Annotated in this window: 1 protein-coding gene; it reads right to left on the reverse strand. The window is 53.3% G+C overall.

Features of this window, described 5'->3' with window-relative positions:
- The coding region (locus tag EAE93_RS24220; protein ID WP_332009649.1) for a POTRA domain-containing protein at positions 1–214 on the reverse strand (214 nt) is incomplete at both ends.

A 214-nucleotide genomic window follows, 5' to 3' on the forward strand; every position in this document is an offset into this window, starting at 1 on the left:
TCCAACAGTTTGCCTTCACGCGCGGGAAAGGGAGTTATCCGCTGGATATAGTTCCCGCTGTCTGGGGTATAGCGGATATGCCGGATGTTGCCCGGTATCATCACCAGTTTTAAGGTTTGGGTACGCAGATCCTGGGGAGGAGCCAGAACCCGGCTGGTGACATAACCGTGATTAATGAGCTGATCTTGCAATTGGGTTATCAGCCGGCTGATGC

Source organism: Photorhabdus akhurstii (assembly GCF_018448925.1).
GTDB lineage: Bacteria > Pseudomonadota > Gammaproteobacteria > Enterobacterales > Enterobacteriaceae > Photorhabdus > Photorhabdus akhurstii.